The following is a 19,990-nucleotide window of genomic DNA, read 5'->3' on the forward strand; positions in this document are numbered from 1 at the left end:
ATCAGAGAAGGGGAAGCCCCTGGCGTGGCGTCGCGATCGCGTCCAGATACAGCCAATTGCCGTTCTCACGGACGAATCGGCTGTTCTCGTGCAGCGATTCGCGGCGGCCGTCCAGCACGTAGTGCGCGCGGAACTCTACGGTGCCGGTGGTGTCGAGCAGTCCACCGCCGCTCGTGCCCAGGATGTCGAGGCGGGTCCAGCGTTGCTCCGGATCGAGGTCCAGGGTCCCGGGCCGGGTGCTCGGATGCCACGTCACGAGGAGGTAGTCGGCATCCAGGACGGCGAACGCGCTGAACCGCGATCGCATGAGGCGCTCGGCCGTGGGCGCCGTGGTCTCGCCGCGGTGATACCTCCCGCAGCACTCGTCGTACGGTTCACCGAGCAGGCAGGGGCATCGAACGGTCACCGTCCCAGTATGGACGGCGGTCACACGAGCTTGTGGGTGCGGTCCTTCCAGTACGGCGCGCGCAGTTCCCGCTTGAGGATCTTGCCGGTGGGGTTGCGGGGGAGCAGGTCGACGACGTCGACCGTCGTCGGGCACTTGAACTTCGCCAGACGCTGGCGGGTGTAATGGATCAGCTCGTCCGGTTCGATACTGGTTCCGGTCACCGGCACGACGACGGCCTTGACCGTCTCACCCCAGTGGTCGTCGGGCACGCCGATCACCGCCACCTCCGCCACCGCCGGGTGTTCGACGAGCACCCGTTCGATCTCGGGGGAGTACACGTTCTCACCACCGGTGATGATCATGTCCTTCAGCCGGTCCTCGATGAACACGAAACCGTCGGCGTCCGCCCGCCCCATGTCGCCGCTGCGCAACCACCCGTCGGCGGTGATCGCCTCCGCGGTCGCCTCGGGCTTGCCGAGATAGCCCGGCGTGCGTTGTTCCGAACGCCACCACAGTTCCCCGGTCTCGCCGGAGGCGACGTCCTCGGCGGTGGCCGGGTCCACGATGCGCATCTCCACACCGGGAATGGGCTGTCCTGCCGACGCCATCCTCGCCTCCTGTGCCGCATCGCGATGCACCTCGGGCAGCAGAGCGGTGACGACACCCGCGCACTCGGTCATTCCGTAGACCTGGACGAACTCCGCCTCCGGCCAGGCGGCGAGCGCGCTGCGCAGCAACGGCAGCGGCATCGGCGCCGCGCCGTACGTGATGCGATGCAGCGCACCGAACGCGGCCACGGCCTGCTCGCCTGCGGCGAGCACTCCGGCGATCACGGGCGGCACCAGGAACGCGATGTTTGCACCCGCAGCGAGCGCGCCGAACAGGGACGGGGCGTCGGCCTCCCGGGTGAAGTGGCACCGGGCGCCGGCGTGCACGCCCATGATCGCGTAACAACTTCCGCCGACGTGGAACAGCGGCATGGCGACGAGCAGGCAGTCGTCGTGCCGCGCGGGCAGGATCTCGAGCACCGCGGCGCTGTGGGCGATCAGATTGCGGTGGGTCAGCTGAACGCCCTTCGGCCTGCCGGTGGTTCCCGAGCTGTACAGGATCAGCGCGGTGGCATCCGCTCCCACCTCCGGCCTCGACGACAGCACCGACGCCTCGGCCAGCCACGGCTCGAACTCGTCGTGCTCCCCGCCGACGGTGATGATCTGCTCGATGCCGGTCAACCGGTCGCGCAGTGCCATGACCTGTTGGAGGAACTCGTTGCCCACGAACAGGATCCGCGCCCCGGAATCGTTGATCACGTAGTCGAGTTCCTCGCCGGCCAGCCGCCAGTTCGGAACCGCGGCGGCCGCGCCGAGGAGCGACGCGGCGTAGGTGACCTCGAGGCAGGACAGATGGTTCTTGTCGACGAACGCGACCGTGTCACCGGCCCGGATTCCGCCCTCCGCCAAGGCTCCCGCGATGTGCAGGATCCGGTCGTGCCAACCGGACCACGTGTATTCGGTGCCCTGGAACTGCACGGCGACGTCGTCCGGTCGGACCTGCGCCCAGTGCGCGAGGCGGTCGAAGATGATCTCGTTGTCGGCGTCCGACATGCGCCCACCTCTCGTCTGTGACGTCAGTCACATCAGGCTAGTAGCCGGTGATCCGATCAGTGACGTTTTGCCTCACGCGGCCGAACTGCTTCGGCTCTGTGCGTCCGCGCGTCGCAGCGCGGCGGTGCCGAGGGCGCCGACCACGATCAGGGTGATGCCCAGCCAGTCGGGGTCGTTGTCGGTGACGAGCATCGCGATCCCCACGCCGATCACGAACGGCGGCAGGAAGTCGAACAGTTTGACGAGGGGTGGTGCCACCTCTTCCGGTTCCCCGGGCTCCCGCGGCGCCTGCGCGCTCGCCACGTCCGGATACCACTCGGTGAAGGACAGCGCGAACAGCAACGCCCCGATCGGGATGATCCAGCCCGTCCAGAAATTGTCCGGCTGGTCGAGGACGAGGTCGCCATACAGTCCGGCCGCCGCCGACACCGTGAAGGACAGCCCCCACACCAGCGTGATGAGCTGGTTGACCTTGAGGAACAGCGGCGAGTTCCAATACTCCTCGGGTGTGGTCTCTTTCGCGTACGGCAGGGTGAACGGATTGCGCAGTAGCAGCGAGCCGAACGCGAACGCGACCAGCGCCAGGCTCGACATCTCGCCCGACCACTTCTCCAGCCAGGTGATCAGGTCGTCGGACGCGAACAGTCCGATCGCGGCGAGGCACCCGAAGTAGAGGATGTCGAACACTTCGAGGGGTTTGAGGGTTCCGCCGCGGCGGTGGCTGAGGAACAGGAACAGGATCGACAACCCGAGTGCGGTGGCGACCGATTCCTCGAACCGCCCGGGGCCGGACAGCAGCGACATCACGATCCACGGCGCCAGGCCGGCGAACGGTGATTGCAGGAACGCGTCGAGGAACCGCGATCCGGCCCGAGGTTTGGGGGATTCGATGGCCATGAGGCTCTCCTTCGCACCGGCGATACCGGAATTCTCCCAGGTCGGTACTTCCGTTGTGGGCGTTTCCGCGGGGGTCTCCGTGTCCGAGATCACGGCCGCGGCGACCGAAGATCAGGGTGGTCCCTGATGGCGGGCCGCAGCGGGTGTCGACAAGATGGAGGAGTGCGCCGCGCGTGCACCGTCCCGGCCCGTCACCACGGGGCCGGACCGCCACAAGAGGAATACGAAAGGCGATCATGAGCACGCATGCCCCCGCTGTCGCTGCCCGTGCTGTCGAGCTGTCCAAGACGTACGGCACCGGCGACACCCAGGTCCACGCGCTCAGCGCGGTATCCGCGGAGTTCGCCCGTGGTGAGTTCACCGCGATCATGGGACCGTCCGGTTCCGGTAAGTCGACGCTGATGCACTGCCTGGCCGGTCTCGACGCGGCCAGTTCGGGTTCGGTCCTCATCGGCGACACCGAGTTGACGACGCTGACGGACAAGCAGATGACGCAGCTGCGACGCGACCGGATCGGCTTCGTGTTCCAGGCATTCAACCTGGTGCCGACGCTGACGGCACTGGAGAACATCACCCTTCCGCTGGACATCGCGGGCCGCAAGCCGGACGCCGCATGGCTCGAGAACGTGCTCACCAAGCTCGGACTGCAGGACCGTCTCGAGCACCGCCCGGGCGAGTTGTCCGGTGGTCAGCAGCAGCGCGTCGCGTGCGCGCGCGCGTTGGCCGGGCAGCCGGAGATCATCTTCGGCGACGAGCCCACCGGCAACCTCGACTCCAAGTCCTCTGGTGAGGTGCTGTCGATCCTGCGGGCCGCGGTGGACGAGTTCCACCAGACCGTCGTCATCGTCACGCACGATCCCCGGGCGGCGGCCTACGCCGACCGGGTGGTCTTCCTCGCCGACGGCAAGATCGTCGACGAACTGCGTGACCCGACGGCCGATTCGGTCCTCGACACCATGAAGCGACTCGACGAGCCCGCTCACGCCCTCGCGTCCGACGCGGCGGTCTGACCGCATGGCGTCCACATCCAGCGCCCCGATGCGCAAGGTGTCGCTGCGCAACCTGGCGGCACACAAGGTCCGGCTGGCGCTGACGGTGCTGTCCGTGGTGCTCGGAACCGCGTTCGTCGCCGGCTCCTTCGTCTTCACCGACACACTCCAGAAGACGTTCGACTCGATCTTCGAGAACACCGCGCAAGGGGTCGACGTCCGGGTGTCGAGCGAGGAGCGCAACTCCAGCGGAGTGCCCCTCGCCGACCTCGACACCCTCACCGCGCTGGACGGAGTGCGCGCGGTGGCACCTGCCGTCAGCGGGCAGATCGTCCTCATCGACTCCGACGGCGCCGCCGTCCAGACGGGTGGTGCGCCGAGCATCGGCGAGTCGTACCTGCCGCCGGGCCAGGCGCTCGGTGAGCCCGACGAGTACGTGCAGGGCGGCCCGCCGGCTCAGGTCGGCCAGATGGCCGTCAACGCCAGCGCCGCCGAACGCGCGCAACTGGCGGTCGGCGACACCACCAAGGTTCTCGTGCCCGCTCGCGGCATGGTCGACGTCACCGTCTCCGGCATCTACGACACCGGCAACGAGACCGGTGGATTCATCGGCGCGACGTTCGTCGACTCGCAGGCCCGCGAACTGTTCACCGACGGCAAACACGTCGAGTACATCGACGTCGCCGGGACGGGCGTGTCCCAGACCGAACTGCGCGACGAGATCGCCGCGGCCCTTCCCGACGCGAAGGTCCAGACCGGCGACGAGGTGCGCGAGGAGACCAAGGCGCAGGTGACCGAGGCGCTGAGCTTCATCAACTACTTCCTCCTCGCATTCGGTGCGATCGCCCTGCTCGTCGGCACGTTCATCATCTACAACACGTTCTCGATGATCGTGGCCCAGCGTCTGCGCGAACTGGCGCTGCTCCGCGCGATCGGCGCCAGCCGCAAGCAGGTGGGTCGTTCCGTGGTCTTCGAGGCCCTCGTGGTCGGCGTGACCGGCAGCGCGATCGGGATCGCCGCCGGCGTCGGCCTGGCCTACGGTCTGCGGGCACTGCTGAACGCGTTCGACGTCGGTCTGCCCGAAGGTCCCCTGCAGGTGGGGCCGCGCACGATTCTCATCGCCCTCGTGGTCGGGGTGCTCGTGACGACCGTCAGCGCGTACGCACCCGCCCGGCGCGCGTCCAAGGTGCCGCCGGTCGCGGCGATGCGGGAGGAATTCGCGTCCACCGGTGACTCACTGCACGCGCGCACCATCGCCGGTGCCGTCCTCGGTGTCCTCGGTGTCGTGGGACTCGTGATCGGTTCGCGGGGCACGGGTGGTGGCGCGGCCGCCGTCGTCGGTGCCGGAGCGCTCGGTCTGATCCTCGCCGTGCTGTTCGCCGCCCCGGCGTTGTCCCGCCCGATCGTCGGGGCCCTCGGAGCGGTGCTGGCCAAGCCGTTCGGCCCGGTCGGGCGCCTGGCCCGCACCAACGCCGTGCGGAATCCGCGCCGCACGGCCGCCACCGCGTTCGCGCTGACACTGGGTCTGATGCTCGTGTCCGTCATCGGCGTGTTCGGCGCGTCCGCGAAGGCCAGCGTCAACCAGCTCGTCGACTCGGGGGTGTCCGCCGACTACGTACTCACCGGACCCAACCAGATCGGTGTGCCCAGCGGCGCGGCGAGGGCCGTGCGCAACCTCGACGACGTCCAGAGTGCCGCCGCCCTGCATCCGGTGTCCGTGAAGGTCGACGACGAGCAGGAGCAGGGCGCGTCGCTGGACGGCCCGCTCGAGGGCGTCCTCGACTATAAGCTCGTCGAGGGCGGCGCCGATCTGACGGGCAACCACCTCGTCGTGTCCCAGACGACGGCCGCGCAGAAGGGCTGGACGCTGGGGACGACCGTCCCGATGACGAGCGCCGACGGGAAGGTCGTCGACGCCGAGGTGACAGGCGTCTTCGAGGACAACCAGCTGGTCGGCGACTGGCTCGTCTCGGACGACGTGTACCGCCAGGTGATGCCCGCCGCGACGATTCCCGATCTGGCTGTCCTCATCGACGCGAAACCGGGTGCGGATCTGACGCAGCTGCGCGCCGACCTCGAATCCGCGACCAAACAGTTCGTCGTGGTTCAGGTGCAGGACCGGGAACAGTTCAAGGGAACCCAGGGGCAGCAGATCGACACTCTTCTCGCGATCCTCTACGGACTCCTCGCACTCGCCGTCGTGATCGCGATCCTCGGCATCATCAACACGCTCGCGCTGTCGGTGGTCGAGCGCAGGCGGGAGATCGGCATGCTCCGCGCGGTCGGAATGCAGCGGTCGCAGATGCGTCGCACGATCTACCTGGAGTCGATGCTCATCGCGGTGTTCGGTGCGGCCGTCGGCGTGCTGCTCGGCATCGCATTCGGGTGGGGCTTCGTGAGCACCCTGAAGGACCAGGGTCTCGACCAGGTGACGGTGCCGTGGGGACAGGTGATCGCGATGCTCCTCGGATCCGGTGTGGTCGGTGTGCTCGCAGCGCTGTGGCCGGCGAGCCGCGCCGCCCGCACCCGGCCCCTCGAGGCCATCGCCGACCTCTGACCCGTGAGTACTTGTCAACCGCCCGCGGTTGACAAGTACTCACGGGCGCGGAGCGCGTTTGATATGACTTGTGCCAGAGATGTGATGGCGGTCATGTTCGTCGCAGGGGCAGATTGGGCGGGTACGGGAACAGTGCAGAGAATTGTGATCGTGGGAGCGGGCCTGGCAGGTCTGCGCACCGCCGAGGAGCTCCGGCGGGCCGGATACGTGGGTGACCTGGTTCTTCTCGGCGGTGAACCGCACCTTCCCTACGACCGTCCACCGCTGTCGAAGGAAGTGATGCGCGGGGAGACGAGCGACACCACGCTCAAGCCGCGTGAGTTCTTCGACGAGAAGAACATCCAGTTGCGTCTGGGTGTCGAGGCGGTCGCGGTGGACACCGGATCCCGCATCCTGAGACTCGCCGACGGCAGCGAACTCGGCTACGACGAACTGGTGATCGCCACCGGCCTCGTGCCGCGGCGGATACCGGGTCTCCCGGACCTCGCGGGCGTCCACGTTCTCCGATCCATCGACGAGAGCCTGGCGTTGCGCGCGGACCTCGCCGAGGGCAAGCGCGCCCTGATCGTCGGGGCGGGGTTCATCGGCTGCGAGCTGGCGGCGAGCATGCGGGCCGGTGGTCTCGACGTGGTGCTGGTGGAGCCGCAGCCGACGCCGCTCGCGTCCGTGCTCGGCGAGAAGATCGGCGGACTCGTCGCCCGGCTGCACACCGGCGAGGGGGTCGACCTGCGGGCCGGTGTCGGGCTCACGTCGCTGGTGGGCACCGACCGGGTCACCGGAGCCGTCCTCGGCGACGGAACCGAGGTGGAGGTCGACGTCGTGGCGATCGGTGTCGGCTCGGTGCCGGTCACCGCGTGGCTCGACGGCTCCGGCGTCGAACTGGACAACGGTGTGGTGTGCGACGGCGTCGGACGCACGGCGGTCCCGCACGTGTGGGCGGTCGGCGACGTGGCCGCGTGGCAGCTGCGGGTGGGCGGTCGCAAACGCGTCGAGCACTGGAGCAATGCCGGTGAGCAGGCCAAGATCCTCGCCGGGGCGTTGACCGGGACCGGCGACGAGAACGCCGCCGCTCAGGTGCCGTACTTCTGGAGCGACCAGTACGACATCAAGATCCAGGCACTGGGCACGGTGGCGGCCACCGACGAGGTGCACGTGATCAAGGACGACGGCCGCAAGTTCCTCGCCTACTACGAGCGGGACGGCATCCTGGCCGGTGTCGTCGGCGGTGGAATGGCGGGGGGCGTCATGAAGATGCGGGGCAAGATCGCGGCGGGAACTCCGATCGGCGAGGTCCTCGAGGCCGCGTCGGCGTAGGCGGCCGGGCGGGGGCGCGATAGATTCTCCGGGTGATTGTTGCGCTCATCGACTCGGGTCTCGGCATGCTGCCGACGTCGGCGTGGCTGCGCAAGTTGCGACCCGACCTGGATCTGATCCTCGCTCTGGATCCGGACGGGGCTCCATGGGGTCCCAAGCCGGAGCAGTGGGTGATCGACCGCGTTCTCGCGACCGCGCAGCGCTGCCTCGACCGCGGAGCCGAGGTGATCGTGCTGCCGTGCAACACGGCGAGCGTCACCGCGCTCGACCACGTCCGGGAGTTCGTCGGACCGGCAGTTCCTGTCGTCGGCACGGTTCCGGCGATCAAACCGGCGGCTGCCGCGTGTGAGTCGGTGGCCGTCTGGGCGACCGCGGCAACGACGGCGAGCCGGTATCAGGCGGATCTGATCGCGAAGTTCGGGAACGGCAGTTCCGTCGTGGGTGTCGCGTGCCACGGCCTCGCCGAGGCGATCGACCGCGGCGAGCGGGACGCGGCCTTCGCTGCCATCGCCTCGGCCGTGGAGCGCACACCCGACGATGTGGGCGGGGTGGTGCTGGGCTGCACCCACTATCCGTTGATGGCCGACGAGATCGCGGCGCAGCTCCCCGCCGGGGTGCGGTTGTTCGACAGCGCCGAGGCGGTGGCGACGCAGACTCTCCGTCGCATCGATGCGTTGAACCGCCCGAGCGCGGGGGAGGGCACCGTCGAGGTCTTCCTCAGCGGCAGGCCCGGGCGGCTGCCCGCGAGCGCCGAGGCGTTCCCCGCCGGTCAGCTGTTGGCGGCGGGGCGTTCTCAGCCGAGCTGAACCATCCCGGCCGCCACGACGCGTGCGACGTTGCCGAGTTCCTCGCCGTGCCGTCGCGGCAGGTCGTCGAGGTCGTGGAGGCGGTCGTTGCCGGCCACGGAGAACATCGCGGCCACCCACGCCGTCGCGCAGGCCCGGAGAGTTCCGGGTTGCACGGGGTAGGGCGAACTGGCCTGCAGGAGACGCTCGGTGATGTCGCTGAGGTAGTCGCGGAACCGTCGCAGGTGCGCACGGACGTCCGGGTGGGTCTCGGCCTCGCGCCAGATGATCACGCGCATCACCGATGAGTGGTGGTCGCGCAGATTCAGCGCGTTGTCGAGGTTGACGAGGCTGGCGGCGGGGTCACCCGGGGTCACCAGGGGGCCCACGTCGCCGAAGGGTTCGGTCGGCAGCCTTTCGGACAGCAGCGCCAGAAGGATGTCGGTCTTGGAGGGGAAGTAGTAGAACACCAATCCTTTCGGGACGTGCGCGGCAGCGGCGATCGATGCGGTGGACGTGGCATCGAATCCGTGTACGGCGATGAGGGATTCGGCAGCGTCGAGAATCAGTTCCCGGGCGTCGCCGTCGATCTTCGCGCTGCGCCGCCGCCGGCCTTTCCGCGGTTGGGGGCCACCGGGCTTACCGAGATGGGGTGTTGGCATGGGCCTTTCCGGACGTGAACGGCGGGGCACAGGCCGTAAGCCTGTGCCCCGCCCCAATCGATGTTCTCGGTGCTGTGGTCGACGGATCAGTGATGTGTCGCCAGCCCTCCGTGTCCGTGCATCCGGGAACTCATCATCGGCAACCCGGTGACAGCCACGACGACTGCCAGGACACCGACGACCCATGCGGTCCATGACGCGCCCGTGAATGCGTCGAAGTTCATCACCCACGGGGAGAGGAACAACAGCACTCCGAAGACGGCCATCGCGTACTCGGCCAGAGTCATCTCCGGACGGCTCATATGGACGAGACCGGAGAGGGCCACGAGTACACCGAGCACGATGAGTGACCACATCGCGGCGTTGTTGGTGTCGAGCCACAACGGCGAGAGCGCCGCGAAGGCTCCGATCACGATCGCCACCACATCTTGCATACGACTCCACGATCTCATGTCCAGCCTCCTCGAAAATGGATTGTGTCCACCTCGAGTACACGCCTGATTGACCGACCGATCAATACCTGGATCATTGCAGTCGGATAACGCAAACTGCAGGTCAGGGTATGTTTCGTGATCTTCGCCCGCACTGTCGCGGCGACTGTCGGTCACCTGTGGGACAGTGCCTTCGTGACTTCCACCGCGGACGACGTGAAGCGCGCACTCGACGAGTTGTCGGACGAGGCCGACGCCGTCAATCTGGCACGGTTCTTCAAGACCGGTCCGGGGGGATACGGGGAGGGCGACGTCTTCATCGGTGTGCGGGTTCCCGGGACGCGCAGCGTGGTTCGTGCTCACGCCGATCTGGACCTTCCGGAGGTGACGGTGCTCCTCGACAGTCCGGTGCACGAGCATCGACTGGCGGGGCTGCTGGTGCTCGCGACGCAGTTCGACCGGGCGGCGAAGGCAGGCGACGACGCCCTGCGCGAGAAGATCGCGTCCTTCTACCTCGACCTGGTGCTGCGGGGGCGGGTGAACAACTGGGATCTGGTGGATTCGTCCGCCGACCGGATCCTGGGCGCGTGGCTGTACGACCGGCCGCGGGACCCGGTGTTCGCGCTGGCCGCGGACGACGACCTCTGGCGGCGCCGCGTGGCGCTGCTCAGTACGTTCGGTTTCATCCGCCGGGGTGACGCCTCCACGACGCTGGAGGTCGCAGAGCGTGTTCTCGGTGATCGCCGCGACCTCACGCAGAAGGCGACGGGCTGGATGCTGCGCGAGGTCGGTAAGCGGGTCGACCGCGACCTGCTCACCGGTTTCCTCGACCGACACGCCGCGGCGATGGGCCGCACCGCGCTGACGTACGCGTGCGAGCATCTGACCGCCGAGGAGCGCGCGGGCTACCGCGCGATGCGGTGACGGGATACCCGCTACATTCGGTGGCATGACTGCTCCCGCGCCCACTCGCCGCCGCCGACGTGCCGGGGTGATTCTCGGCGCCGTCGTCGCTGCGATGGTCGTCGTCGCGGGAGGCGTGTTGTGGCTGGCGCCGGACCGCTACCTGCCCTGGGACACCGCGGAATTCCCGGCCGTCGACACGACCGCGTTGTCGCCGCAGCAGGCACGGATCGTCGGGTTGCTCGAGGCCGAACACGACAGGCAGCGGCCGGGCACGTTCTACTCCGAAGGGGTCGAAGAGCCCTGGTGCGCGGACTTCGTCAGCTGGATCATGCGGGAAGCCGGCCGGCCACTGTCGAATCCGAATTCCGGGCACTGGCGGATTCCCGGGGTCTACACGTTGCAGGAGTACTACGAATCGCAGTCGCGGTTCGAGGAGGTCGGTGGCGGATATCGCCCGACCGTCGGGGACGTGGTGCTCTACGACAACAGCAGCTGGGTCGGCCAGCACACCAACGTCGTCGTCGCCGTCGACGGGGACACCGCTACGACGGTCGGCGGCAACGAGTTCGGCCGTATCCGCGTCCACACAGTGGACTGGACGAGCGACTCCGCCGTCGTCGGCTTCGGCCGGCTCGGGTGAGCGGAGTCAGAATTCGATCTTGAGGTGATCGGTGACCGGACGGGCCTGGCAGCCCAGGATGTAACCGCTCTCGATGTCCTCGGGGTCGAGGATTTCGCTGTTCTCCATCTCGACCTTGCCTTCGAGCACGGTGCACGCACAGGACCCGCACTCGCCCTCCTGGCAGGAGTAGGGGACGTCGATTCCCTTGGCCAGCATGATGTCGACGAGGGTCTGTTTGCGGGGCCAGCTGAGGTTGTGGATCTCGCCGTCGAGCTCGACTTCCACGGTGGCGGCGTCGGCGGCCTCGTCCTCGGTGACCTCCACGACGTCGGCGTCACGGAACGGGTCGCCGGCCAGCGAGTTGAACACTTCGGCGTGCACCTGGCTGCGCGGCATCCCGGCGTCGGCGAGGGCCTTGTGGATGGTGTCCATGAACGGCGCCGGTCCGCACATGAACGCTTCGTGCCCGAGGTAGGGCGCGACGGCGGAGGCGAGCTGATCGACGCTCGGCAGTCCCTGGACCGTCTCCAGCCAGTGGATGGACACGAGCCGTGACGGGTACCGGCTCGCGAGTGTGCGGAGTTCCTCGGCGAAGATGACCGACTTCTCGTCGCGGTTGGCGTAGAAGAGCACGACCTTGCCGGAACCCTCGGTGAGCGCGGACTTGAGGATCGAGATCACCGGGGTGATGCCGCTGCCTGCCGCGAACAGCAGGAAGTCGTGGTCCAGTGACTTGGGGGTGAACACACCCGACGGGGGGAGGACCTCGAGGGTGTCGCCGACGGCGACGTTGTCGCAGAGCCAGTTGGACCCGTAGCCCTCGGCGGTCCGCTTGACGGTCACCTTGGGGGCGTCGTCGGTGAACGGTGAGCTGGCCAGCGAGTAGCACCGGGCGACCGATCCCGTGCGGTCGCTGGGGATGCGCAGGGTGAGGAACTGGCCCGGCTTGTAGGCGAACTTGTCGGCGAGGTCTGCCGGAACGTCGAAGACCAGTGACAGGGAGTCGGGGGTTTCCTCGACCACGCCCGACACGGTGAGCACCACCGATCGTGAGCTGTGCGGCACCTCGACAGTCGTCATCGTGTGTGCAGTCCTTCCGTACTCCGCAGCGCCGGAACGCTCGCTTGCCTGCTCCAAATATAGAACAGGTTCTAGTTTTTGCCTAGCGGGTGGACTCCGCATGAAGGGGACAGCCTATCGAGTGCCGCCCCCTCCGGCTCGGCCCGGCCGTACCTGCCCGTTCGGGCAGTTTGTGCGCCGCGGTCGGACGGTTCGGCCCCGCAGGCCTGTAACCGGGGCCCGAACTAGGTCACAGTGGGTTCCAGGTGAGACGCCGATCACATCAATTGCGTCCCCTTCCACAACGCTTCAGATCCGACATCGACTAATCGAGGAGACGGCCATGGCCATCGAGCTCAACCAGATCTGGGACTTCCCCATCAAGGAATTCCACCCGTTCCCGCGGGCACTGATGGGAGTGGGCGCCCACGACATCATCGGCGTCGAGGCGAAGAACCTCGGATTCAAGCGGACCCTGCTCATGACCACGGGCCTGCGCGGCTCGGGCATCATCGAGGAACTGGTCGGCAAGATCGAGTACCAGGGCGTCGAGGTCGTGCTCTACGACAAGGTCGAGTCCAACCCCAAGGACTACAACGTCATGGAGGCAGCCGCGCTCTACCAGAAGGAGAAGTGCGACTCGATCATCTCCGTCGGCGGCGGCTCGAGCCACGACGCAGCCAAGGGCGCCCGTGTGGTGGTCGCGCACGACGGCCGAAACATCAACGAGTTCGAGGGATTCGCGAAGTCCACCAACAAGGAGAACCCGCCCCATATCGCCGTATCCACCACGGCCGGTACGGGTTCGGAGACGTCGTGGGCGTACGTCATCACCGACACGTCGGACATGAACAACCCGCACAAGTGGGTGGGATTCGACGAGGCGACCATCGTGACCCTCGCCATCGACGACCCGCTGCTGTACTACACCTGCCCCCAGCACTTCACGGCGTACTGCGGATTCGACGTCCTCGCGCACGGCAGTGAGCCGTACGTGTCGCGTCTCGACTTCGCGCCGTCGCTCGGCAACGCGCTGTACTCGGTGGAACTGGTCGCGAAGAACCTGCGGGAGGCCGTGTTCGAGCCGCGCAACCTGAAGGCCCGCGAGGGAATGATGAACGCGCAGTACATCGCCGGCCAGGCATTCAACTCCGGCGGCCTCGGCATCGTGCACTCCATCTCGCACGCGGTCAGCGCATTCTTCGACAGCCACCACGGCCTGAACAACGCCATCGCCCTGCCCCGCGTCTGGGAGTACAACCTGCCGTCGCGGTACGAGCGCTACGCCCAGCTGGCCGGAGCGCTGGGGGTCGACACCCGCAACCTCACCACGGTGCAGGCCGCGGACGCGGCGGTCGAGGCGGCCATCCGCCTGGCGAAGGACGTCGGCATTCCGGACAACTTCGGTCAGGTGCGCACCGACTCGTACGACAAGAACCAGATGAACACCAAGAAGTACGAGGGTCGCGGTGACACCATCCGGGGCGACGAGAAGACCGTGCGGGCCATCTCCGAGCACATCCAGGGCGACTGGTGCACACCGGGCAACCCGCGCGAGGTGACGGTCGAGTCGATGCTCCCTGTGGTCGATCACGCGATCAACAGCGCGTACTGACCGACCCACCGAAACTCGCGTCCGGGGCGGGAGCCACACCCCAGCCCGGCCCCGCCCCGGATGCGTTCCCACCACCACACCGCTGACGAAGGACGGACGCCCCGATCATGACTGCACCGCACACAGCCCCCGAACCGGTGGACATCCGCTTCGCCGACGGCGCGGAACTGAAGGAAGCGTTGCGCGAGGTCGACTACATCGCCGACGACGAGTTCGCGGTGGTCGTCCACCTGGCGACCGCCCTCGAACGTCCGCTGTTGCTGGAGGGGCCTGCCGGTGTCGGCAAGACGGAGCTGGCGAAGTCGCTGGCCGAGGCCTCGGGGCGGAAGCTCGTTCGGCTGCAGTGCTACGAAGGTCTCGACGACAACCGGGCCCTGTACGAGTGGGACTACGCGAAACAGCTTCTGCACGTGCAGATGTTGCGCGACCGCATCGGCGAGAAGATGGCCGCGTTCGACGACGTCGCCGAGGCGTCGCAGTTCCTGGCCGCGCAGGATTTCGGGTTGTACTCCGAGAAGTTCCTGTCGGTCCGTCCGCTGCTCGAGGCAATCCTGTCGCCGGAACCGGTGGTGCTGCTCGTCGACGAGGTGGACCGCACCGAGGAGTCGATGGAGGCGTTGCTCCTCGAAGTTCTCGCGGAGGGGCAGGTCACCATCCCCGAAGTGGGGACGTTCACCGCGCGGTCGGCGCCGTGGGTGATCCTGACGTCCAACGACACTCGCGAACTGTCACCCGCACTCAAGCGTCGTTGCCTGCACTACCACCTCGGCTACCCGACACCACAGCGTGAGCGCGACATCGTGACGGCCAAGGCCCCCGAGGTCGAGGAGGCCGTCGCGGCGGACGTGGTGGATCTGGCTCGCACGTTGCGGCAGTTGCCGCTCCGCAAGAGTCCGTCCATCGCGGAGGTCATCGACGCGGCCCGTGCGGCGGTGGTCCTGAAGTCGACGGGGGTGGCCGTGAGTTCGCAGGCCGCGGTCCGCGACATTCTGCTGACCGCCCTGCTCAAATACACCAGCGACGTCGAACTGGTCCGCACCCGGCTCTCCGGCGAACAGCCGTTCCCGGCGGACGACGGCGAAACCGCTCCGGCCGGGCCTGTGGAGCGGGTGACGGTCGCATCGCGGCCGGCCAACACCACCACCGCGGTGTTCCGCGGGCACGGTGGTCGCGACCGCGGCGGCATCGGCGCGGGTCGGCAGGGCAGGCGCTGACGATGCTCCGCCCGCAGCCCGACCCCTCCCCGTCCCTGCCCGCGCAACTCCCCGACGTGCTCGCGGCGTCCTTCGGAAAGCTGTTGCGCCGCTACGGTGTCGCCGCGTCCCCGGCCGAGGTCATCGAGGTCCGCCGGGTGTTCGGCTTGATCGGCGGCCGCGACCTGCCCACGCTGAGGGCGTCGCTGCGTGCGGTGTGCGCGAAGTACACGTACGAGCAGGCGGGTTTCGACCGCGCCTTCGACGTGTTCTTCGAATCGGTCGCCGTCGCGGCACCCGACGACGCGCATGCACCGTCCCGGACCGAGTTCGCGGAGGGCCTGCCCACCGCGCTGGAGGTCGCGGACAACGCGGAGACGGCGCGGTACGCCGAATACAACGAGCGTGCAGCCGAAGTGGGCGACCACTTCGACACCCCCGAGGCGCAGAAGGGTTTCAACCCCCACAAGGACGACGACGATGTCAGCATGACGTCGAGCGACGCGGATCTGTCCGTCGATTCGGAAGCCGAATCCGGACGACGCGGTGTCACCTACACGGTGGAGGTCGAGCGGGCGGCGAGCGCCGCCGTCGGTGACCTGGCGTCGTCGACGAGCGGTGCCGTCGTCGGATCGTTGTCCTGGGACGACCCGGAATCGATCCTCGCGTGGCTCGACTCCTACGACCCGAGCACGGTCTACGCCGATTCCGATGGGGCCGAACCACTCACCGCGGCCCAGTTGAACCGGCTGGCGGAGGCGGTCGAGGCCTTCGTGGGCGCGCTGGCGGACGCCCGGGACCTGACCGCCGGACCCGAAAAAGAACCGGAGACCACGAGCGGCACGGTGGCGGCCACGACCCGCGCCGAAGTGAATCAGGCGTGCTACGAGGTGCTTCGGCGGATGCGCGGGCCTTCGCGCCCCCGGCCGCGCGAACTCGCGCGGGGCCGGCTGGACATGCGACGGACCGTGCGCGCGAGCCTTCGGACCGAGGGCATACCCTTCCACCTCATGGTGAAGGCGCCCCGCCCGGACCGGGTGCGGGTGCTGATCCTCGCGGACGTGTCGCTGTCGGTACGACCCGTCACCGCCTTCACCCTCCGGCTGGCGCAGGCCATGCACCGTCGAGCGAGCCGCTGCCAGGTCCTGGCGTTCGTGGACCGGCCCGTCGACGTCACGGACACCCTCCTCGCCGGGACCGACGACGACGCGCTCGCGTCGGTGCTCGCCGACCCGCGCATCGACCTGGAGGCGAGCAGCGACTACGGCCGGGTGTTCGCCGGCGTGCTGACCGAGTTCGGCACCGATGTGAACTCCCGGACCTCGGTGGTCGTCGTCGGCGACGGGCGGTGCAACGGCTTGCCCCCGGGTGTCGACGAGTTCGCCGAACTGCGTCGCAAGGTGCACCGGCTGGCGTGGATCACCCCGGAACCCGAGCGGTACTGGAACCAGGCGTCCTGCGCGATGCCGAAGTACGCGGACATCTGCGACCGTGTCGTCGTCGCGCGGGACGCCGCGCAGCTGATGTCCCGCGCCGCCGAACTGGGGCACGCGTTGCGGTGAGATCCCTGCTACCTACCCGATCGGGTAGGTACCGCACCTGTCCTTCGGCGGGTGTGGGGGCTCGTCCCGGACCGTAGGGTCTAGATCAGAGTCTTGTAATCTGGATCACATGCACGCAGGTGTCGGGAGGAGTGTCGACTTGTCCGTGTCCTATCCGTCCACCCGCACCACCGCCCCGGGCAGGCTGGTGAAATTCCATGCACCCGAGATCGTGTTCGGTATCGGGTCCATGGTCGAGGCCGCGCACGCGGTACTCCGCCTCGGCGGATCGAGGCCGATGCTCGTCACCGATCCGGGTCTGATCGACGCCGGCTGGGCGGCCGAACTTCAGGAACAGCTGCGCGAGCAGGGCCTCACCCCCGTCGTGTGGAGCGCGTTGACGCCCAACCCCAAGGACCACGAGATCGCGGCCGGGCACGACGCGTACCGCGAGGGCGAGTGCGATGTCCTCGTCGCCCTGGGCGGAGGCTCCGTCATCGACGCTACGAAGGGCATCGCGGTGCTCGCCGCGAACGGGGGCAACATCCTCGACTACGAGGGAGTCGACCAGGCGACCAGTCCGATCCCGCCGCTGGTGATGGTGCCGTCCACGTCGGGGACGGGCGCCGACGTGTCGCAGTTCTGCATCGTCACGGACACGCGGCGGGGCACCAAGATCACCATCATCGGCCGCGCGCTCGTGCCGGACGTGACCGTGATCGATCCCCGGTTGCTGACCACCATGCCGGACTGGCTCAATGCCGCGACCGGCCTGGACGCCCTCACTCACGGCATCGAGGCGTTCGTGTCGCTGGCGCACAACCCGCTCACCGACCACCATGCGCTCCGCGCGGTCGGGCTGGTCACCGACACCCTGGTCCGCACCATCGAGGAGCCGATGGAGATGGAGTCGCGCGCCGTCATGGCGCAGGCGAGTCTCGAAGCCGGCCTCGCGTTCACCAATGCGATCCTCGGTGCCGCGCATGCGATGAGCCATCAGGTCGGGGGACTGCTCGACCTGCCGCACGGTGTCATCAACGGCATCCTGCTCCCGCACGTCATCCGATTCAACGCCACCGACGACGCCACCCCGTTCGTCGCCATCGCCGCGGCGCTCGGTCTCGAGGAGCGTCGCGGAACACCCGAGGAGGCCGCTCTCGCGGTCGCAGACCGGGTGGAACGCCTCGCCCGCGAGGTCGGAGTGCCGAAAGGTCTGGGGCAGCTGGGAGTTCGCGAAGCCGACCTGACACGGCTGGCCGAGTTCGCGCTCCGCGACGCCTGCATGTCCACCAACCCGCGCACGGCCACCCAGGAGCAGATGGTGGCGCTGTTCCGGACTGCGCTGTGAGCGCATGAACGCCCCGGACCTGTCGACGCTCACCGGACTGCGGTCCGGCAAGCCGACGTTCTACCCCCAATATCGCGGCGCCGCAGAACGTCTCGAACGTGTCGTCCACGCGTTGGAACTCATTTCGCGGGCCCTCGTCCGCACCGTGGAGGGCCCCGAAACCCTCATCTGCGCGGTCGCCGAGGCGGCCCGGGCGCATCTGGACGCGCGATGGATCGCGTTCGCCCTCGCCGACGGCATGCTGCCCGACGCCGGCCCGCGCCGCCTGGTCCTGGGGCCGGACGCGACGCCGTTCCTCGTCGACAACGTCGAGGGCCCGCCGCTGCCGGACGAGGTCGTGACGTGTCTGGCCGACATTCGGTCCGCGCGCACCGGAGGCGCCCCCGTCATCGACGCGCACCACGCTTTCGTGCCGATCGTCCTCGAGGGTGGCGTCGTGGGAGCGTTCGCGGCCTGGACGGCCGAGCACCGCACACTCGACACCACCGACGGCGCGGTCCTCAGCATCCTCGCGAGTCAGACAGCCGTCGCCCTGCAGAATTCGGCGCTCTACCAGCGGGGCCAGCTGCTGCTCGAGCGGGCCGAGCACGCGTACTCGGAGGCGCGTCGTAACGCCTCCGATCTCGCGGTGCGCAACGCCGAACTCGAATCCACCCAGCGTCAACTTGGGGCGGCGCACCGGCACCAGGTGCTCGACGAGGAACGGCACCGGATTGCCCGCGAACTCCACGACAGTGTCACGCAGGCGGTGCTGTCGGCGGGCATGCAGATCGAGGTGTGCCGGAGCGGCGTCCCGGATGACGAGCGCAGCGAGAGGCTCGACCTTGCCAAGGAGTTGACGCGCCGCGCCGTGGAGCAGTTGCGCTCGGCCATCTACGCGCTCAACCATTCCGGGGGCTCCGACCGGACGTCCCTGCCCGAGATGCTCGAACAACTCGGGGTCGTGCACATGCCTGACGAGCTCGCGGTCACCGTACGCGTCGGCGGCACCCCCGCCGAGCTGTCCAGCGACCGGGAACACGCGCTGCTGAGGATCGCCGGGGAGGCGCTGTTCAACGCGGCCGTCCACGCCCACGCGACGCGCGCCGTCCTCCGACTCACGTATTCGGCCGATTCGGTGCTGCTCTCCGTCGCCGACGACGGAGACGGAGACCCCAAGCGGATGCGACTGATGCTGCGGATGGCGGCGAACAACGACCTCGACGGGCACCACCGCGGGTTGGCGAACATGCAGGCCCGGGCAGCCGAATTGGGCGGCACCCTCGAAGTGGCGCGGGCCAGGATCGGCGGAGTCCGGGTTGCTGCCCGGATCCCGTTACATTCCGACAGTGAGGTGGACCGATGACCATACGAACCGCGGTGCGTGACCAGACCGGGTCCGCTCGCCCCACCTCGGTGGTGAAGCTCGTGCTCGTCGACGACCACGCGATTCTCCGTCAGGGACTGCGATCGGTCCTCGAACGTGAGCCGGATCTCGAGGTCGTCGGGGAGGCGTCCTCCATGCAGGAGGCGCTGGCCGTCGTCGGAGACGTCGCGCCGGACGTCGTGCTGATGGACCTGAAGCTGTCGGCGGCCTCCGATTACGAGGGTCTGGCACTGTGCGCCCAGCTGTCCGCCGCGGACGGCACGATGGGGCTGCTCGTGCTCACGACGTTCCTCGACGAGCAACTCGTCGTCCGCGCCATCCACGCCGGCGCCCGCGGATACGTGGTCAAGGACGTCGACACCACCGAACTGGTACGCGCCATCCGCGCGGTGTCCCGCGGCGAGAGCGCATTCGATTCACGCAGCGCGTCGGCGGTGATCCGCTCGCTCAACGGGCAGACGACGCCGCGGGACGGGCTCACCGAGCGTGAACTCGAGGTCCTGCAGCTCCTCGCCAAGGGTCTGTCGAATGCGAAAATCGGCGAGCGGCTGTTCATCTCGGCTACGACGGTGAAATTTCACGTCAGCAACATCATGCGCAAACTCGACGTCGGCCGCCGTGCGGAGGCCGTGTACGAGGCGGGCAAACTCGGTCTGATCTGATCCGGCCCCGTCGCGGCGGTGGCAGCGGAACCCGTCGTGACCACCCGCGAACCG

18 protein-coding genes are annotated in these 19,990 nt (G+C 68.3%); 12 read left to right on the forward strand and 6 right to left on the reverse strand.

Going from position 1 to position 19,990, the window contains the following annotated elements; genetic code table 11:
* Position 1: 1 nt before the first annotated feature.
* From ACLIVD_RS12165 to ACLIVD_RS12175, 3 genes are all read right to left on the reverse strand, one after another.
* Positions 2 to 430, reverse strand: a complete 429-nt coding sequence (locus ACLIVD_RS12165) for a YchJ family protein (protein WP_283332926.1) — start codon at positions 428 to 430, stop codon at positions 2 to 4.
* The gene (locus tag ACLIVD_RS12170) at positions 427 to 1,989 is read right to left on the reverse strand and encodes a long-chain-fatty-acid--CoA ligase (protein ID WP_283332927.1); all 1,563 of its coding nucleotides are present in this window, start codon (positions 1,987 to 1,989) and stop codon (positions 427 to 429) included. Before ACLIVD_RS12170 ends, ACLIVD_RS12165 begins: the two co-directional genes overlap by 4 nt.
* Positions 1,990 to 2,061: 72 nt before the next feature.
* Complete coding sequence (locus tag ACLIVD_RS12175) at positions 2,062 to 2,979, reverse strand: DUF3159 domain-containing protein (RefSeq protein WP_349307527.1); 918 nt, start codon at positions 2,977 to 2,979, stop codon at positions 2,062 to 2,064.
* A gap of 143 nt (positions 2,980 to 3,122) precedes the next feature.
* Between ACLIVD_RS12175 and ACLIVD_RS12180 the strand changes: the two genes are divergently transcribed.
* From ACLIVD_RS12180 to ACLIVD_RS12195, 4 genes are all read left to right on the forward strand, one after another.
* Complete coding sequence (locus ACLIVD_RS12180; protein WP_005239421.1) at positions 3,123 to 3,896, forward strand: ABC transporter ATP-binding protein; 774 nt, start codon at positions 3,123 to 3,125, stop codon at positions 3,894 to 3,896.
* 4 nt (positions 3,897 to 3,900) lie between these two features.
* Positions 3,901 to 6,432 (forward strand): ABC transporter permease, encoded by a 2,532-nt coding sequence (locus tag ACLIVD_RS12185; protein ID WP_491932527.1) that lies wholly within the window; start codon positions 3,901 to 3,903, stop codon positions 6,430 to 6,432.
* Between the two features lie 84 nt (positions 6,433 to 6,516).
* On the forward strand, positions 6,517 to 7,746 hold the full coding sequence (locus tag ACLIVD_RS12190; protein WP_283333055.1) for an NAD(P)/FAD-dependent oxidoreductase: 1,230 nt from the start codon (positions 6,517 to 6,519) through the stop codon (positions 7,744 to 7,746).
* A 32-nt stretch (positions 7,747 to 7,778) separates the two neighbouring features.
* A complete protein-coding gene (locus ACLIVD_RS12195; RefSeq protein ID WP_283332930.1) occupies positions 7,779 to 8,552 on the forward strand; it encodes a glutamate racemase in 774 nt (257 codons plus the stop codon).
* Here ACLIVD_RS12195 and ACLIVD_RS12200 read toward each other — a convergent pair.
* Positions 8,540 to 9,193 (reverse strand): TetR/AcrR family transcriptional regulator, encoded by a 654-nt coding sequence (locus ACLIVD_RS12200; RefSeq protein WP_283332931.1) that lies wholly within the window; start codon positions 9,191 to 9,193, stop codon positions 8,540 to 8,542. The genes ACLIVD_RS12195 and ACLIVD_RS12200 overlap by 13 nt on opposite strands.
* 86 nt (positions 9,194 to 9,279) lie before the next feature.
* Positions 9,280 to 9,645: an SPW repeat domain-containing protein gene (locus tag ACLIVD_RS12205; RefSeq protein ID WP_491932528.1), complete on the reverse strand. Its 366-nt coding sequence runs from the start codon at positions 9,643 to 9,645 to the stop codon at positions 9,280 to 9,282.
* Positions 9,646 to 9,819: 174 nt separating this feature from the next.
* On the opposite strand from ACLIVD_RS12205, the gene ACLIVD_RS12210 reads away from it, so the two are divergent.
* Entirely contained in the window at positions 9,820 to 10,548 is a 729-nt protein-coding gene (locus ACLIVD_RS12210; RefSeq protein WP_491932529.1) for a DNA alkylation repair protein, read from the forward strand.
* Between the two features lie 25 nt (positions 10,549 to 10,573).
* Positions 10,574 to 11,170, forward strand: a complete 597-nt coding sequence (locus tag ACLIVD_RS12215) for a CHAP domain-containing protein (protein WP_283354170.1) — start codon at positions 10,574 to 10,576, stop codon at positions 11,168 to 11,170.
* 6 nt (positions 11,171 to 11,176) lie between these two features.
* Here ACLIVD_RS12215 and ACLIVD_RS12220 read toward each other — a convergent pair whose 3' ends face one another.
* Positions 11,177 to 12,232: a ferredoxin--NADP reductase gene (locus tag ACLIVD_RS12220; RefSeq protein WP_283332933.1), complete on the reverse strand. Its 1,056-nt coding sequence runs from the start codon at positions 12,230 to 12,232 to the stop codon at positions 11,177 to 11,179.
* Positions 12,233 to 12,554: 322 nt separating this feature from the next.
* On the opposite strand from ACLIVD_RS12220, the gene mdo reads away from it, so the two are divergent.
* The 6 genes from mdo (at position 12,555) to ACLIVD_RS12250 (ending at position 19,936) form a co-directional block, all read left to right on the forward strand.
* A complete protein-coding gene (mdo, locus tag ACLIVD_RS12225; protein ID WP_005239439.1) occupies positions 12,555 to 13,826 on the forward strand; it encodes an NDMA-dependent methanol dehydrogenase in 1,272 nt (423 codons plus the stop codon).
* A 107-nt stretch (positions 13,827 to 13,933) separates the two neighbouring features.
* The gene (locus ACLIVD_RS12230; RefSeq protein ID WP_280783572.1) at positions 13,934 to 15,040 is read left to right on the forward strand and encodes a MadB family AAA-type ATPase; all 1,107 of its coding nucleotides are present in this window, start codon (positions 13,934 to 13,936) and stop codon (positions 15,038 to 15,040) included.
* 2 nt (positions 15,041 to 15,042) lie between these two features.
* Positions 15,043 to 16,581 (forward strand): MadC family VWA domain-containing protein, encoded by a 1,539-nt coding sequence (madC, locus tag ACLIVD_RS12235; protein ID WP_491932530.1) that lies wholly within the window; start codon positions 15,043 to 15,045, stop codon positions 16,579 to 16,581.
* A gap of 139 nt (positions 16,582 to 16,720) precedes the next feature.
* On the forward strand, positions 16,721 to 17,908 hold the full coding sequence (locus ACLIVD_RS12240) for an iron-containing alcohol dehydrogenase (protein WP_491932531.1): 1,188 nt from the start codon (positions 16,721 to 16,723) through the stop codon (positions 17,906 to 17,908).
* Positions 17,909 to 17,912: 4 nt separating this feature from the next.
* Positions 17,913 to 19,253 (forward strand): MadS family sensor histidine kinase, encoded by a 1,341-nt coding sequence (locus tag ACLIVD_RS12245; RefSeq protein ID WP_280783575.1) that lies wholly within the window; start codon positions 17,913 to 17,915, stop codon positions 19,251 to 19,253.
* On the forward strand, positions 19,250 to 19,936 hold the full coding sequence (locus ACLIVD_RS12250) for a MadR family response regulator transcription factor (protein ID WP_105412707.1): 687 nt from the start codon (positions 19,250 to 19,252) through the stop codon (positions 19,934 to 19,936). Before ACLIVD_RS12245 ends, ACLIVD_RS12250 begins: the two co-directional genes overlap by 4 nt.
* The last annotated feature ends 54 nt before the right edge of the window (positions 19,937 to 19,990 follow it).

This window comes from Rhodococcus sp. G6(2025) (assembly GCF_058628105.1).

Coding starts and splice junctions, on each gene's coding strand:
- ACLIVD_RS12185 (WP_491932527.1), top strand. CDS start 3,901: ATGGCGTCCACATCCAGCGCCCCGATGCGCAAGGTGTCGCTGCGCAAC.
- mdo (WP_005239439.1), top strand. CDS start 12,555: ATGGCCATCGAGCTCAACCAGATCTGGGACTTCCCCATCAAGGAATTC.
- ACLIVD_RS12215 (WP_283354170.1), top strand. CDS start 10,574: ATGACTGCTCCCGCGCCCACTCGCCGCCGCCGACGTGCCGGGGTGATT.
- ACLIVD_RS12245 (WP_280783575.1), top strand. CDS start 17,913: ATGAACGCCCCGGACCTGTCGACGCTCACCGGACTGCGGTCCGGCAAG.
- ACLIVD_RS12170 (WP_283332927.1), bottom strand. CDS start 1,989: ATGTCGGACGCCGACAACGAGATCATCTTCGACCGCCTCGCGCACTGG.
- ACLIVD_RS12180 (WP_005239421.1), top strand. CDS start 3,123: ATGAGCACGCATGCCCCCGCTGTCGCTGCCCGTGCTGTCGAGCTGTCC.
- ACLIVD_RS12220 (WP_283332933.1), bottom strand. CDS start 12,232: ATGACGACTGTCGAGGTGCCGCACAGCTCACGATCGGTGGTGCTCACC.
- ACLIVD_RS12250 (WP_105412707.1), top strand. CDS start 19,250: ATGACCATACGAACCGCGGTGCGTGACCAGACCGGGTCCGCTCGCCCC.
- ACLIVD_RS12205 (WP_491932528.1), bottom strand. CDS start 9,645: ATGAGATCGTGGAGTCGTATGCAAGATGTGGTGGCGATCGTGATCGGA.
- madC (WP_491932530.1), top strand. CDS start 15,043: ATGCTCCGCCCGCAGCCCGACCCCTCCCCGTCCCTGCCCGCGCAACTC.
- ACLIVD_RS12230 (WP_280783572.1), top strand. CDS start 13,934: ATGACTGCACCGCACACAGCCCCCGAACCGGTGGACATCCGCTTCGCC.
- ACLIVD_RS12200 (WP_283332931.1), bottom strand. CDS start 9,193: ATGCCAACACCCCATCTCGGTAAGCCCGGTGGCCCCCAACCGCGGAAA.
- ACLIVD_RS12190 (WP_283333055.1), top strand. CDS start 6,517: ATGGCGGTCATGTTCGTCGCAGGGGCAGATTGGGCGGGTACGGGAACA.